We start from the raw sequence: 12,643 nt of genomic DNA, 5'->3' as shown, positions 1-12,643 counted from the left end.
AAAAAGAGAACCTATAGACGATATGAAAAAAACACATCTGTACCGATACAGATGTGCTGGAGGCTGTCTATGCTTAAATATGAATGGATTTATTCTCAGCTGCTGACTCAAATACAAGCAGGTACTCTTCAATCAGGGGCAAAACTACCTTCTATCCGCCAGTTATCACAGCAATTTTCCTGTAGTAAAAGTACTATTTTAACTGCTTTAAAAAAACTTGAGGATCAGCATCTTATCTATGTATTACCGAAAAGCGGCTACTATGTTGTTGACCATCAGTTACCCTTACAACCACAGGAAAGAGATCACATAGATTTTGCTACATCTTCACCCAGTTGGAATGCTTTCCCATATCAGGATTTTCAACATTGTATAAACAAAGCTATTGATACATACCAAACAGATCTATTTAGATATGGAACACCAAAAGGCTTACCATCTTTAATAACAGAAGCGAAAAAATTATTAGCAAACTATCAAGTATTCGCAAAAGAAGAAAATATTTTTATTACTTCTGGCGTCCAGCAATCCCTGACTTTGCTAAGTATTATGCCATTTCCAAATGGTCGTTCAACCATTTTAGTGGAACAACCTAGTTACCATTTATATATGGATTATTTAAAAACCTATGGAGTTTCGGCAATCGGCATCAAAAGAACAATGGATGGCATTGATTTACATGAATTAGAAAGCATTTTTAGTAAACATGACATAAAGTTTTTTTACACGATGCCACGTCTGCACAATCCTCTAGGTACTTCTTATAGTAAAAAGACAAAAGATCTAATCCGTAAACTTGCTTATCAATATAATGTTTACATTGTTGAAGATGATTATTTGGCAGATTTCGAGCAAAATTCGAAAATAGATCCCATTTATACAGATGATACACAGCAATATGTTATCTATTTAAAAAGCTTTTCTAAAATCATGTTTCCTGGCTTACGTATTGGACTTGCCGTTTTACCAGATGTCTTTACTGACACATTTCAGCAGTACAAAAATACCACTGATATTGATAGCTCCATGATTTCACAGGCTGCCTTAGAGCTTTACTTGAAAAGTGGTATGTTTGAACGTTATCAAAAGAAAGTCACCGAAGCTTATGCAAGCCGAGCGAATAGCCTTCAGCAATCCATAGCAACGCATTTAGCCCAATATCAGGCATCAATAGAAGTCTGTATGCATAGCCATATCGTTCTACCAAGACAGGTCAATACTCAAAAGCTTATTCAGCATTTGATGCAACACAAAATTTATCTAGATACGATTAACCGCAATTATTTAGATGCATTTGATCATGAGCGAATATTAAAGCTAAATGTGTCCAATGTGGAGGAATCTAAAATCAACGTTGGCATAAGGGAAATTGCATCAGCCCTTCAAAGTCCTAGCAATTACTTCTAAAGAAAAAAATTCATGAAACCTTATTGTAGCTCATATAATGAGACATCTTAAATTGCTTAATAAGGAGGATTCAATGCAATCTGAAAAATTGCGATTAAGGAAAATTCAGCGTCTTGCATATGAAATCATGGATGAGATGCACAAAGACAAAGACCGTACTGAATTACACAAACTCATTCCAATTATCGATAATTTATCTCGGGCCATTGGTGATTTAACAGATTCCGTTGGTAAATACTCGTTAGATTATGTGGAAGAAAAAGTGAGCAATGCACATGCACTTTTATTTAGTAAAGAAAAGGTGGATATTTTTTATTAATAAAGACAGGGAAAAAGGGTAACCATATACATGGCTACCCTTTTGGCATTAATGCGTTTCAGGTTCGAATGTTTTACAGTCTGTTTCCTCGCTGTTGGAAGCATGTTGTCCCTTTTGGCTGACAACATAAATTTTTTCGGCTGTACATTTGTTACCAGAATCCCAAAATGTGCAGTTATTGACTTCACAAAGAATTTCTTGTGCCATTGTCTCACACCTCCTCTTTGTTAGTTTTAACAAATTAGAGGTAAACAATACGTTGTTAAACAAAGTCAATCGATGATTACATTGCCTCCATTAAGCCATACTAAAGTCTAGATTAGCTGGATGGGTTGGTAAATGCTCCTGTGAAAGCATATTCGTTGTTGGAACTTTGTCATCTACCTCTTCAAATCGGAAACCATCTGCCCATACTTTCCCAGAACCAATTAATAACACACCAAAATAAATGGAGTCACCTTCTTCAGGTACGTCTAAGACAATAGAATAATGATTCCATTCAGTAGAACCTGTCACAGAACGCTGATCCATATTATCAAATTGAATAGTATCACCCGTACCATTGTCAATACGCATCCATGCACCACACTTTGTGGCATCTGCCGTCTTTAAATAGCAAGACATTTTCAAGCGCTTTCCTTTATAGTCAGTAGCCTGAAAGCCCTGCATCATCGTAGCAAATTGTCCCTGATTTGCTGATGCAGCTGTGGAATACAATACGCCTGAACGCTTCCCTGAATGAAACACCTTGTCATCTGTATGAAATTTATATAATTCTGGATTCGCTCCACTCAACATCCAACCTTTAACCTGTTCAACTGTTTCCATGTAATTTTCCTCCTCCAACATATTAAGTGATTGCATCAATTTTCGATACTTCCCTGGTGGTAATGCATAAACTTCTTTAAAGGCTCTTGTAAAAGCTTCTTGTGATTGAAACTGAAGTGTAAATGCAATGGTTAATATCGATACATTAGAGTACATCAAATAACTCGCAGCCATGGCTAGTCGACGTATACGAATATATTCACCAATCGTAATCCCCGTTTCCTGCTTAAAAATACGACTTAGATGGAACTTCGAGTAGCCAGCATTATTAGGAAGACGTTCAAGTGAAATTTCTTCCATCAATTGCTCCTCGATATAGGCAATCGTTCTTTGTGTTGCCTGACTATACTCCATGTTACTCACCTCATCTTTATTATATTGAAGAAGGAAAGAGATTTTTTGATGGAAGTTGCTAAATTTAACTTAATCAATTATTTTTGTTGGTGTTGCTTCTTGCACAACAATGAGACCATCATAAGCCTCTTCAGGTGTCATTTTAATGGTATACAGCATTTGTGTTAGCTTATACCACGGACGGAAATCATCACCGATATTGCCCATTCTTTGCTTTTGGGAAAGGATATCTGCCAGCTCCTTCGATTGTTTGGCAGTTTCAAAATCCACATAAAAGATGTTGCTATCGATGTCACTAAAAGCATCCACTAACACATTATGATGTTCAATTGAATATTCCTTTCGTTCACCAGAGCCGTTTTGTGCTTGAAATGTATTATTGACAAAGTCTGTGCCAATCGCAAAATAGTGTTCTTTATATTGCTCATTTAAGTATTGTCCCATTGATTGATAGCCTGCCATCGAAGCAGAGGTTTTCTCAATATGACCGTTATGAGCAGACATTAACACTTTATCATGCCCTTGCGTTGCTTCGTACTCCACAATCCATTGTAAATTTTCAGCCAAATATTCATCCCGTAAATTCATATAGTTTCCATCATTTACAAATAATTGCGTACGTTGCTTCATAATTTGTGCATATTGAGCAGCAAAGGAGAAGGCATCCTTTGATGATTTTTTCTCATATATCGCCTTGTTTGATTGTAAATCGTTGATGATTGTATCAATCGTTTTATCAAGCTCTATTAGCTGATTATTCGATAAATCTCTCATCGTTTTGTTGGAAACATGCTCTAGCTCAGTCGTAAATTTCTTAGCATTGTCAGCATGTACCTGTGCATAATAATCAAGCAATCCCTTTTTGCTATAATCATAGCGTTGCATATCATTTCCGTAAAAATAAATTTTATCTTGTTCATCGACTGTTAAGTTATAATCATGCATCCATTGAACAAGTTCAATCATTTGTTCTGTTTTATAAATGCCATAATCAAGAGCCTTTATAGCTTCCTCCGCCGTTCCAACACCGTTTAAAATAAATTGATTAATCTGCTGGGCTCCACCAAAATCTCCTTCTAAGACAAAAACATGGACATTTTCATTCTTAATCATCGCTTTAAATAGGTCTTTTTTTAATGTTTGAAATTCGATATTGCCATGTGTTGCTTCTCCAAACCCAATAATTTTTACATCATCAGGGATATTGATATCTTTTATTTCACTAGTATACTGCGAGACATCTTTTATAGACTCCCCCTGCCCACATCCAGCTAAAGCTACTAATAGCATTGATGCAGTTAAAAATCGGAAGCTTCGTTTCATTATTCTCATGTCAATTCTCCTTTAAGGTGTTAAATGGCTTTTCGTTGGAAATAGTAATATCCTCCGAGGAAAAATAGGATGAACCCACCACCTACTACTGTTAATAATTGCTCCCATGGCACAAAGAATACATCGTCTGTCTTGCCACCTATGTACATCATTGAAAAAGGCTGTGCCCAGGGATAATATGGACCAATTCGTTCAGAGTTCACCGCTAAAATTGATGGCAACGTAAATATGACATTGACAGCAAATGGAGCAGCAAAGCTTTTAAACATTATGGATAACCATAATTGAAGGGCCACTAAAGGCAATGTTGCTACCCATCCTCCAACAATACTTTTCCATACGATTCCCATTGGAAAAGGATCTGTATAGCCCTTCAGCATACCTACAGCAAAGATGGAGCCTAAATACAAGAGCTGCATCGCTAAAACAAGCAGCATAATTAACACATATTTTGCTACAAATACTTTCCCTCTCGTTACCGGTAATGCTAAAAGCTGCTTCCATCCGCCAGACTGATGTTCATATCTACAGATGAGACTCGCAAAAACGCCCGTAATAAGAGGTAAAAATAATAATGCGTATGTTAAATTCATTGAAAATAAGGCAATATACCATTCATTTATTTCCAGTCCCTGCATATTGTCCTCTAAATTTGCTGATAGTCCAATGAAAAGCCCAATCATGGGCCCCGCCAAAATAATAGGTACCATTTTTGATTTACGCAATTTAAACCATTCAGCTTGCAGTAAAGCGTTCATTATTTCACGTCCCTTCTTGCAAAATCGACCATGCCAGCAATATAGAGTAAAATACCAATCCCTACACCTAGCATGACATTGATTATCGGCTCATCCCAGTGGTTCATCAATGATGGCCATTTCCATATCATCCAGTCAGGTAGAACATAGGAGGAATAAGCAAATATCACCCCAAAAATGCCTACTGTAATAGGAATTCCTTGATTATGGCTTACACTCGCAATCCACAATTGAAGTGCCAAAATAGGCAATGCTGCAAGCGCAGGGAAGTAACTAAATTTAACTAACTCCATATAAGGAATAGATTCACCTAGATTTAAAAACAGCCCATAACTCAGCGTAAAAATCATGAGTAGTGTTGAAGACAAAAATAGTAGAATAGCTAACACAGTATATTTAGATAAATACACGGTTAATTTGGATACAGGTAATGCGATAAGCTGCTTCCAAGCGTTAGTCTCGTTTTCAATACTCGCCATGAAGGACGTTAAAATGGCAATGCCCAACACAATGGCAAGCGGTGTAAATGAATGAACATTTAGTAAATAATAGCCCCAATCATCTTCACTTTGCTGTAAGAGGTAATCCTTTCTTACTCCATAATTGACCATTTGTAGAGCGACAACACCTAAGGGACCTAAGAGCGTTAAAAACCATAATCCTTTGCGTTTGATTTTTAAAAAATCAGCAGTTAACAGCTTGCCCATCATATCGCCTGCTCTCCCATCGTCATTTGAAGGAATATATCCTCCAATGAGCGTTTCTCTTCCTCCACTCGGAATACTGAAATACCCTCCTGAACAAGAACATGGACAATATGAGCAACTTTTTCATCTGAGCATTCCTCTAAGAAAATAACCCCATCTTGATAATCTGCTTTAATGCCATGGGCTAATAGAGAGCGCCATCCTTTTTCACCATTGTTCACTTTAAATAGAATCTTTGGTTGAGCAAACCTACGCATCGCCTCAATAGAATCTTGGAAAATCAATTTCCCCTTAGAAACAATCCCTACTTGAGTCGCCATTTGATCGATCTCTGATAATAAATGGCTGGAAATAATAATGGTCATGCCGTATTCCTTTGGTAGCCTTTTAATTAAATTGCGAATTTCAATAATTCCTGAAGGATCCAGACCATTGGTTGGTTCATCTAAAATAAGTAATTCAGGATTATGCAGTAGAGAAGCAGCAATACCTAGACGTTGCTTCATCCCTAACGAAAAGCCCTTTACCTTTTTATTAGCAGCTTCCTTCAAACGGACAATTTCGAGAACTTCATCGATTCGAGATTTCGGTACACCTACTATTTTTCTTAGTGCCTCCAAATTCTCGTATGCTGTTAAATGTGGGTAGTAGGAAGGATTCTCTACTAATGAACCTACATTGGCTAAGATTTGAATACGCTCCTTCGTAATGTCTTTTTGAAAAATTTTAATGGTACCTGTGGAAGGCTTCATTAAACCAAGAAGCATACGAATGGTAGTCGTTTTCCCTGCTCCATTTGGCCCTAAAAATCCGTATATTTCACCTTTTTGTATTTGTAAATTCATATTTGATACAGCTTGCTCTTTCCCAAAGTGTTTTGATAAGTTTTGTGTTTGTACGATATATTCCAATGTTCTCACCTCATTTACTATCATAAGAAGAAAAGGTTAAAAACAGGTATGGACCAAGTTTAAATTTTGTTTAAAAAACTTCTACTCTTTTTATAAGAGCCTTTCTTTTTCTGCTGCTATGCTTTCGATACAAAAAATTGTTGCATCAACATAAAAAAATCTGCGAGCTTTTACTTCCCAAGCTTCGCAGATTGAATCACATTTTTTATAATAATTTTTGTGCCCGAGTGATTGGAGTTTATGTCCCATTCTAAACCCATACCCTTTACCATTACATCAACAATGGATAAACCAATTCCTGCCCCCTTAGCATTCGATTCATTTTTCATCCCTTGACCATGGTCCTCAATCAGAAATGCTCTGTAGCTCTCCGTTGATTCCGTTGTCACCTTTATATATTTCCCACTGTTAGCGTGACGCAATACATTTTGGAATATATTATCAAATATTCGTCCTAACCATAATGGATCAACACGCCATTCATTAGGTTCAAATGCTTGCAGTTCAATGTCGATCGTAAAACCTTCTCGCTCAAAAACTGGATACCAGGTTGTTAGATGTTCCCGCACAAACCGAATAACATTGATGTTTTTCGGTTCGAAATTATATTTACTTGCCATTAACAATGTATAGGACATTAGATTTTCGATTAAAGCATCAATATTCACTATCGATGTTTCCATTGCCTTCAAAGCTTGTTTGCCTTCCTCTGACAAGGTTTCTTTGCTAATCGTATAGGACTGGGCTCTTACTTTTGTTAACGGTGTCCGTAAATCATGTGATAAATTGGCAATCAGTTCACGTCTTAGCTGTTCTTCCTTCTGTTGACGCTGTTTACTATCTCTCAGCTCGCAAACCATTCTGTTAAAGCTATGCTCTAATTGCCCAATTTCATCCCGCTTTTTCACATGAATCTCAATAGGTAGACCGTCTACATCACGTATCTCCATGGCCTCTTGGAGATGTAATAATCTTTTTCGGATTCCTTTGAAAAATAAAAGCGAAACGACAATAAAAAATAAAATAACGGCAATTACACCAAAAAGTAAGAAGCTACCATAGTTATCATAGACCTTAATAAGCGGTGGATTAAAGGCTTCCCTTGAAATCTCTAATACAATAAAGCCATTTGATACATCACCGCCTAAGAAAGCCATAACAGTAAATGGATTACCTCCATAGCGTTCCTTTATAAATTGAGTTGTATAGGCTGGGGTCCATTTTGTTGGTAACTGCTCCTTCACATTGACAGAAGTCAGGAGATTGCCCTCTTCACTTACCCAAAACATAGAGGCTGTAGGATATTGCTCTTGCCATTTTTGAAAAAACTCGGCAACAGTATGATCTGAAGCTTGTTTTATGCTGTTGGCCTCTGTATGCCATTGCTCCTCGATTTCACTTTCCAGAAGAACATCACTTGAAAATTCTCCAGACGCTGTTTTTGTAATGCCTAACACGAAAATCGCAACACCCAGATAGGATATTTGCACAATTGATATGGCTAATAAAATAATTAGCATATATTTTGCTAATAGTGATCGGAAAAATTTCATAGTTTCACCCTATAGCCTATACCTCGAATTGTTTCGATAATCAGAGGCTTTGCAGGATTTACTTCAATCTTTTCTCTTAAGTAACGGATATGTACCATCAATGTTTTATCACCTTCTATATAACTCTCACCCCAAACACCCTCATAGAGTTGTTCCTTCGTTAAAATTTGATTGAGGTGACGTATAAAATACTGCAATAAATAAAATTGTTTACCAGTCAAAAGAATTTCTTCTTCATCCAATGTATTGATAATTCGCATATCTTTCGTATAAATTTTTAGGTGCTGCAATGCTAGGACATCATCATTTTTTTGATATCTTCTCAGTAATACTTCAAGCCTTGCTACTAGTTCATCGGGGTGGAATGGCTTTGTTACATAATCATCAGCGAAGTGGAGCCCTTCAATTTTATCCTCAATAGCCGTTCGAGCTGATAACATTAATATTGGTAAGTCCTTATTTTCTCGTTTAATTCTTTTGCCAATGGAGAAACCATCTAAGCCAGGTAGCATCACATCCAATATAGCAATATCCTTTGAGGCAATATGTTGCTCAAGATCTTCTCCAGACTCTAACCAGGTTACTTCATAGCCTCTTTCAGTTAATTCCTTACTGACCCATTGCCCTATTTCTTTTTCATCTTCTATGTACAATATACGAATCAATGGTCACCCTCCTTATTACTAATTAAAAATTATATTAAAATACCATATTTTGCATTATACATTTAATTAGAAATTAAAAACAATATAAATCCCAAACATGGTTATTATAGGGTAAAATCTTATTAATTGTGGGAATAGGCAGCTATACATACAAAATCCTACTGCCCTGTGGATGAAAAGATTCTTTACTTGTCTAAAGCTGCTCAAAACTTAGGTTATTTAACAGTTCATGCAAAAGAGAGCAAACTAATGTTTCTAGTTTGCTCTCTTTTTGGATTATTATTGAATAATCAGCATATCATTTTCATCAAACTGCCACATGTCACCATAGGCTACTTCCCAGTAGTAGCCATTTGGATCTTGGAAATAGCCACTATAGCCTCCCCAAAACACAGTTTCTGGCTCTTTCACAATTGTCGCTCCAGCCTCTTTTGCTAATGCAAATACACGATCTACTTCTTCTTTTGTTTTACCATTATAGGCAAGTGTAATTCCGCCAAAGCCACGGCTAATTTCTGGTGGGTTGGCTTCATTGATGTCTTTGACTAAGCGTTCAATTGGAAAAAGCGATATTTTCGTTCCTCCATTATTAAAGAACATCACATCTGGATTCGTTTCGTCTCCGTACACGACTACCTCAAAGCCAAGCCCCTCTCGATAAAATGCTAGTGATTTCACCATATCTATAACACCTAATGTGATTAAATTTAACCGATTCATCTTCCAATTCCCCTTTATAAAGTTTTACTATTTTTAATTTAAATTCGCTATCCAACAAAAATTCCCTTTATTACAGAAAAAAAGTCATTCGTTTACTTCAGTCCAAATACTCTTTGTACAGGCAATTGTCATTCCATAGCGCCCCATATTTTTCTGATTAGAAGATGCGTGACCAATTAGGGGCTTACCATTTTGTTTAATAGCAAAATTTTTTATTCCTCTAACCATTGTCAGCTCACAAAAGTTACCTCGACGTTTCTATGAAACAAAAATGTGCGTACTTTTTTTCACCTTATCGAAACATCATAATGAAAAAGCAATCAAGCAAACTCACATATTGGAGGAATAAAAATGATTACTCATTTACAAGATACAATCACATTAAATAATGGCTTACAAATGCCTGGTATGGGTTTAGGTGTTTTCCAAGTCGAGAATGGCGCTACTGCAGAAATGGTCAAAAACGCCATCGAGGTCGGCTATCGAAGCATCGATACAGCTGCTATTTATGGCAATGAAGAAGGTGTAGGAGAAGGTATTAAACAGGCACTAACATCCACTAGTTTACAACGTGAAGACCTGTTTATTACATCAAAAGTGTGGAACGATGGATTAAGCTATGAGGAAACTATTACAGCCTATGAAAAGAGTTTAGAAAAACTGGATTTAGATTATCTAGATCTTTATCTTATTCATTGGCCAGGTAAAGATAAATATACTGACTCTTGGAAGGCTCTAGAAGACTTATATGATCAAGGTAAGATAAAAGCAATTGGCGTATGTAATTTCACAGCCTCACACTTGCAAAACTTACTATCATTTGCTCGCATTAAACCTGTTATTAATCAAGTGGAATTTCATCCACGCTTACAGCAAGCTGAGCTTCATTCATTCTGTAATAACCACCAAATTCAACTGGAGGCTTGGGCACCTTTAATGCAAGGTGGGCTTCTTGAAGATGAAACGATTTCGAAAATCGCAATAAAATATGGAAAATCTAATGCTCAAGTTATTTTGCGCTGGGATGTACAAAACGGCATTATTGCGATTCCAAAATCTGTGCGTCGAGAACGCATGCTACAAAATGCTGATATCTTCGACTTCCTTCTAACAGACGAAGAAATGGCTACAATCAATGCGATGAATCTTGAACAGCGTGTCGGACCGAATCCAAATGAATTCGACTTTGCTCTATAAGCATAAAAAGAGGAAAAGAGACTGTCTTACATGTGACAGTCTCTTTCTCCCCTCATTACGTTGTTTGCTGCATTGCGATATCTTCATCACGTTGTTTTAACAGTACATCTTCACCTTTATCCTGTAATAATTCAACATGCTTTTCGCCCCAAGTGCAAAGCATGTTCAGAATAGGTTCCATCCCTTGTCCATAGGTCGTTAATGAATATTCGACTTTTGGTGGTACTTGATTGAAGACCTTTCGTTGAATTAATCCAGCCTGCTCTAACTCTCTTAATTGACTTGTAAGCATTTTTTGAGAAATACCCGGAATTAATCGGCGAAACTCATTTGTTCGAATTTTACCATGGTGGTTTAAATGACAAAGAATGACTGGTTTCCATTTACCGCCGATAACTTCAAGCGTAGCTTCAACACCAATATTATAAACTTTTTGCATTGTGACCCCCTGTAATATTCAAAAGTAACTAAAAGTACCGTACATATCTTTTAGGTATGTATGAATAGTACTACACACAATAAAAAAAATCAAAGGAGATTTTAATAGTATGTCAAAATCAAAAGAGTCAAGTGCTAAATTAACCTTACTAGCTCTTGCAATCAGTGCATTCGGTATAGGTTCCACTGAATTTATCAGCGTTGGACTTCTACCATTAATTACAGATGACTTTGGTATCTCTCTAAGCACAGCTGGCTTAACCGTTTCTATATATGCACTAGGGGTAACTGTTGGAGCTCCATTATTAACAGCCTTAACATCACGCCTTAGTCGAAAAACCGTATTATTGCTTGTCATGACCATCTTTATAGTAGGTAACTTAGCAGTCGCTTTAGCACCTAATTTCTCTTTATTATTAATCGGACGTATTATTTCAGCATTAGCACACGGTGTGTTTATGTCCATCGCTTCCGTTATAGCGGCTGATGTAGTGGAACCAAATAAACGAGCCAGTGCTATTGCCTTTATGTTTACAGGCTTAACTTTGGCTACTGTAACAGGTGTTCCACTTGGTACATTTATTGGTCAAGTAACAGACTGGCGGATGTCGTTCATCTTTATCGTCGTCATTGGGATTATCGGTTTAATTAGTAATGCGATCTTAGTACCTAACCAATTGTCGAAAGGCAATCCTATCTCTATTCGTGATATTGGCAAAGTATTAGGCAATATTCGCATGATTTTAATATTGTTCATTACCGCAATTGGATACGGTGGTGCCTTTGTTGTCTACACATATATTTCACCTATTTTAGAGCAATATATGGGGTATTCTCCTCATGCAGTAGTCATTATTTTAGTGGTCTATGGTATTTGCGTTGCGATCGGTAATACATTAGGTGGTCATTTTGCTAATCATAATCCGCTACGTTCTATCTTTATTATTTTTGTAGGACTTGCCTTGGCGTTGCTCGGCATTGGCTTCATGCTCGAATCACCTATTATCGGATTAATCATGGTATTAGTAATGGGCTTATTTATGTTTATGAATGTCCCAGGATTGCAGCTATATGCTGTTCTACTGTCTGAAAAATATGTACCATCAGCTATTTCTATGGCCTCAGCATTAAATATTTCTGCCTTCAACATTGGTATATTTTTAGGGTCCTATATTGGGGGCTTTATTATTCACCATCAATCATTAGCGCATACTCCCTTGTATGGATTTTTAATGGTTATGCTTGCAGCAATTGTTACATTAGTCTGGTACATTTTCGATAATAAAAAACAATAGGAAGTCAAATTTCATTTTGTATAAAAAAGAAGTAGAGAATGTGTATTGTTTGTTGATATGTTGTGTCCTATAATTTACTTGAATCAAACGAGAATGATTATCATTCTAGGTTAAGATGACATTCTTACTGTTTTAGTAAATTAATAGGAGTGAATAGCA

14 protein-coding genes are annotated in these 12,643 nt (G+C 36.6%); 4 read left to right on the top strand and 10 right to left on the bottom strand.

Features of this window, described 5'->3' with window-relative positions; translation table 11 throughout:
- Positions 1-69 precede the first annotated feature (69 nt).
- Together MHI34_RS08905 and MHI34_RS08900 are read left to right on the top strand one after the other, a co-directional pair.
- The gene (locus MHI34_RS08905) at positions 70-1,407 is read left to right on the top strand and encodes a PLP-dependent aminotransferase family protein (RefSeq protein ID WP_058843873.1); all 1,338 of its coding nucleotides are present in this window, start codon (positions 70-72) and stop codon (positions 1,405-1,407) included.
- 73 nt (positions 1,408-1,480) lie between these two features.
- The gene (locus MHI34_RS08900; protein WP_036128699.1) at positions 1,481-1,726 is read left to right on the top strand and encodes a hypothetical protein; all 246 of its coding nucleotides are present in this window, start codon (positions 1,481-1,483) and stop codon (positions 1,724-1,726) included.
- A gap of 48 nt (positions 1,727-1,774) precedes the next feature.
- Here the strand turns inward: MHI34_RS08900 and MHI34_RS08895 are convergent, their stop codons facing one another.
- From MHI34_RS08895 to MHI34_RS08855, 9 genes are all read right to left on the bottom strand, one after another.
- On the bottom strand, positions 1,775-1,933 hold the full coding sequence (locus tag MHI34_RS08895) for a DUF1540 domain-containing protein (protein WP_004231699.1): 159 nt from the start codon (positions 1,931-1,933) through the stop codon (positions 1,775-1,777).
- Between the two features lie 90 nt (positions 1,934-2,023).
- The gene (locus MHI34_RS08890) at positions 2,024-2,908 is read right to left on the bottom strand and encodes an AraC family transcriptional regulator (RefSeq protein ID WP_058843872.1); all 885 of its coding nucleotides are present in this window, start codon (positions 2,906-2,908) and stop codon (positions 2,024-2,026) included.
- Positions 2,909-2,977: 69 nt separating this feature from the next.
- The gene (locus MHI34_RS08885; protein ID WP_231745009.1) at positions 2,978-4,240 is read right to left on the bottom strand and encodes an erythromycin esterase family protein; all 1,263 of its coding nucleotides are present in this window, start codon (positions 4,238-4,240) and stop codon (positions 2,978-2,980) included.
- A gap of 20 nt (positions 4,241-4,260) precedes the next feature.
- Positions 4,261-4,998, bottom strand: coding sequence for an ABC transporter permease (locus MHI34_RS08880; RefSeq protein WP_089933701.1), 738 nt, complete (start codon positions 4,996-4,998; stop codon positions 4,261-4,263).
- Positions 4,998-5,708 carry an ABC transporter permease gene (locus MHI34_RS08875; RefSeq protein WP_036128706.1) on the bottom strand — a complete coding sequence of 237 codons (711 nt, stop codon included), beginning with the start codon at positions 5,706-5,708 and terminating at the stop codon, positions 4,998-5,000. Before MHI34_RS08875 ends, MHI34_RS08880 begins: the two co-directional genes overlap by 1 nt.
- Entirely contained in the window at positions 5,705-6,616 is a 912-nt protein-coding gene (locus MHI34_RS08870) for an ABC transporter ATP-binding protein (protein WP_342504352.1), read from the bottom strand. Before MHI34_RS08870 ends, MHI34_RS08875 begins: the two co-directional genes overlap by 4 nt.
- 170 nt (positions 6,617-6,786) lie before the next feature.
- The gene (locus MHI34_RS08865; RefSeq protein ID WP_141904204.1) at positions 6,787-8,169 is read right to left on the bottom strand and encodes a HAMP domain-containing sensor histidine kinase; all 1,383 of its coding nucleotides are present in this window, start codon (positions 8,167-8,169) and stop codon (positions 6,787-6,789) included.
- Positions 8,166-8,834, bottom strand: a complete 669-nt coding sequence (locus MHI34_RS08860) for a response regulator transcription factor (protein WP_342504351.1) — start codon at positions 8,832-8,834, stop codon at positions 8,166-8,168. Before MHI34_RS08860 ends, MHI34_RS08865 begins: the two co-directional genes overlap by 4 nt.
- 279 nt (positions 8,835-9,113) lie before the next feature.
- A complete protein-coding gene (locus MHI34_RS08855; RefSeq protein ID WP_036128713.1) occupies positions 9,114-9,554 on the bottom strand; it encodes a VOC family protein in 441 nt (146 codons plus the stop codon).
- A 351-nt stretch (positions 9,555-9,905) separates the two neighbouring features.
- Here MHI34_RS08855 and MHI34_RS08850 point away from each other — a divergent pair, with 351 nt between their 5' ends.
- A complete protein-coding gene (locus MHI34_RS08850) occupies positions 9,906-10,751 on the top strand; it encodes an aldo/keto reductase (RefSeq protein ID WP_036128715.1) in 846 nt (281 codons plus the stop codon).
- 55 nt (positions 10,752-10,806) lie between these two features.
- On the opposite strand, the gene MHI34_RS08845 is transcribed toward MHI34_RS08850, so the two are convergent.
- On the bottom strand, positions 10,807-11,190 hold the full coding sequence (locus MHI34_RS08845; protein WP_342504350.1) for a helix-turn-helix domain-containing protein: 384 nt from the start codon (positions 11,188-11,190) through the stop codon (positions 10,807-10,809).
- 109 nt (positions 11,191-11,299) lie between these two features.
- On the opposite strand from MHI34_RS08845, the gene MHI34_RS08840 reads away from it, so the two are divergent.
- Positions 11,300-12,484 (top strand): MFS transporter, encoded by a 1,185-nt coding sequence (locus tag MHI34_RS08840; protein WP_141904202.1) that lies wholly within the window; start codon positions 11,300-11,302, stop codon positions 12,482-12,484.
- Positions 12,485-12,643: the final 159 nt, after the last annotated feature.

The sequence above is a fragment of the Lysinibacillus sp. FSL L8-0126 genome, assembly GCF_038630385.1.
In the GTDB taxonomy this organism is placed as follows: Bacteria; Bacillota; Bacilli; order Bacillales_A; family Planococcaceae; genus Lysinibacillus; species Lysinibacillus fusiformis_D.
The sequence above is the reverse complement of the archived record's forward strand: the minus strand, read 5'-3'. Positions and strand labels throughout refer to the sequence as shown.

Bases quoted from the DNA above. Each gene is read 5' to 3' on its own strand.
- MHI34_RS08895 (WP_004231699.1), bottom strand. From the start codon at position 1,933: ATGGCACAAGAAATTCTTTGTGAAGTCAATAACTGCACATTTTGGGAT.
- MHI34_RS08890 (WP_058843872.1), bottom strand. From the start codon at position 2,908: ATGGAGTATAGTCAGGCAACACAAAGAACGATTGCCTATATCGAGGAG.
- MHI34_RS08840 (WP_141904202.1), top strand. From the start codon at position 11,300: ATGTCAAAATCAAAAGAGTCAAGTGCTAAATTAACCTTACTAGCTCTT.
- MHI34_RS08865 (WP_141904204.1), bottom strand. From the start codon at position 8,169: ATGAAATTTTTCCGATCACTATTAGCAAAATATATGCTAATTATTTTA.
- MHI34_RS08875 (WP_036128706.1), bottom strand. From the start codon at position 5,708: ATGATGGGCAAGCTGTTAACTGCTGATTTTTTAAAAATCAAACGCAAA.
- MHI34_RS08885 (WP_231745009.1), bottom strand. From the start codon at position 4,240: ATGAGAATAATGAAACGAAGCTTCCGATTTTTAACTGCATCAATGCTA.
- MHI34_RS08855 (WP_036128713.1), bottom strand. From the start codon at position 9,554: ATGAATCGGTTAAATTTAATCACATTAGGTGTTATAGATATGGTGAAA.
- MHI34_RS08850 (WP_036128715.1), top strand. From the start codon at position 9,906: ATGATTACTCATTTACAAGATACAATCACATTAAATAATGGCTTACAA.
- MHI34_RS08900 (WP_036128699.1), top strand. From the start codon at position 1,481: ATGCAATCTGAAAAATTGCGATTAAGGAAAATTCAGCGTCTTGCATAT.
- MHI34_RS08905 (WP_058843873.1), top strand. From the start codon at position 70: ATGCTTAAATATGAATGGATTTATTCTCAGCTGCTGACTCAAATACAA.
- MHI34_RS08880 (WP_089933701.1), bottom strand. From the start codon at position 4,998: ATGAACGCTTTACTGCAAGCTGAATGGTTTAAATTGCGTAAATCAAAA.
- MHI34_RS08845 (WP_342504350.1), bottom strand. From the start codon at position 11,190: ATGCAAAAAGTTTATAATATTGGTGTTGAAGCTACGCTTGAAGTTATC.